Here is a 1,730-nt window from a genome sequence, read left to right as displayed (position 1 = left end):
TTCCTTGGTCGGAAATCTCTGAGAGAGAGATTCGCTGAAGGTGGGTCATTTTCATTCCGGCGCCGGTGGGTCAATTATAACCCGGCTGTGACAACGGTGTACAACGAGCTGTAGGGGCAAAGCGAGCCGCCCAACTGCATCACATAGCCAGCAAGTCCATCGGCCTAACAGAAGGTGTAACGGCAGCCAAACATGAGCTAGCCATGTGCTTGGAGCAGTACACCATGCTGTCTAGGCAGCTTGATCAACTGATGGAGCTTGTTGAAGCGTTGGTCAGACAGATTCCTGGGGCCGAAGCTATGATGAGTATCCCCTGTGTGAAACTGACCACTGTTGCAGGGTTTCTAGCGGAAGTTGGCGATCTCAGCGACTACGATCATAGCCAGCAGATCGTGCGTCACGCTGGTCTTAGCTTGCGTGAGAACAGTTCGGGGGATCGCAAAGGAGAGACGACCATATCCAAGCGAGGGCGTCGTCGGCTACGAGCCTTGTTGTATCGGGCGGCGCTTACCTTGGTAGCGAAGAATCCGGAATTTCGGTCACTGCATCTTTATTTCACGACACGCAGGGATAATCCGCTCAAGAAGAAGCAATCGATGATTGCGGTGTGTAACAAGCTCATCCGTGTATTATTCGAGCTTGGTCGCAAAAAAAAGTACTATGATTCAAGCAAAGTCCTTGGCCCCCATCGGGAGGCTCAAATGCAAACCGCGGTTTAATTGATTCATAGGTTAGCAACTCAATCGTTTACTTGCTTTATCCACATGTTGATCTTTGAAAAGCGAAGCACGGATAGGCTGGGAGGAATTTTCACCATTAGGGCATCGACCCCGCAAAGGAGCTTGCCTGGCCTCCACCCCTTGAGAGGTAGAACGAAGGAATGTAAGGGCTGTGACCCAGAGAGATATGGGAGGGTAAACCGCAAGGGCAGATGTGGAGATCCATATGCGACCATACGGCTTTTTAAACAAGGTAACCACCACCTCTATTCCCGTCAACAGGTCGATCCCATATATTCACTCTTCGTCAAATATTATCCTCAAGCGCTTCGTGAGTCGAAAATGAAATCATGTGAAATAGCGAGAAAAATGGAGGAAACATTAATTTATTGAGGGAGGATGAAACGGATGGCAAAACGTGAACAGCTAGGGGCAGAAGGATTGAAGGAACAGCAGCCAGCCCAGGAAGAAGAAAAAGAAGTGAGGTCTATTGCCCGGGCTCGCGCAGCATACGAACAACTTATGGAAGAAATACGTGGTTACTGTCAGCAAGCAAGGCAATTGCGTGAACAGGCGGCAGGCTTGCAGCGATCAGGACGTACAGACTTTCAGGTTAGAGGAGAGATTCAGCAGTTGTTGAACCGAGCGGAGCATTTAGATGCGGTAGCAGATCAGAAGGATGGATTGCCACGCCAGCAAGCCCTAGAACTCATAGACAGACTAGAACAAGAAGCATTAGATTGCAAGCAGCTTATACGGTATAACGAGGCGGTTCAAGCACGGCAGGAGCAAGAACTTGAAAGTGCAAAGGCAGCAGCGGCGAAAATGATTCAGGATGCAGAAGAGCGTCTGGCACAAACAAGGCAAGTATTGGCTGAAAAAGTAGCTCAGCTTGCCGAACTGGAGGGCTAGGTGAATTGTTACTGCCAACCCATATTGGCCGGAATATGACAGTGTTAGGTGTCCAAGGTTTGCCAGAAATCGTGTCCTTAGTGAAGAGATAAGAGGAAA

The 1,730-nt window shown here is 49.4% G+C and carries 1 protein-coding gene and 1 pseudogene; both read left to right on the top strand.

The genetic code is table 11. The features are described 5' to 3' along the window. Positions 1 to 92: 92 nt before the first annotated feature. Positions 93 to 719: pseudogene (locus F591_RS29295) on the top strand (transposase); the annotation flags it as partial. Between the two features lie 408 nt (positions 720 to 1,127). Further along, complete coding sequence (locus F591_RS0126945) at positions 1,128 to 1,631, top strand: hypothetical protein (RefSeq protein ID WP_019537631.1); 504 nt, start codon at positions 1,128 to 1,130, stop codon at positions 1,629 to 1,631. Positions 1,632 to 1,730: the final 99 nt, after the last annotated feature.

Origin of the sequence: Paenibacillus ginsengihumi DSM 21568 (assembly GCF_000380965.1) — a bacterium.
GTDB classification, from domain to species: domain Bacteria; phylum Bacillota; class Bacilli; order Paenibacillales; family NBRC-103111; genus Paenibacillus_G; species Paenibacillus_G ginsengihumi.
This window is presented reverse-complemented; position numbering and strand designations above follow the sequence as displayed.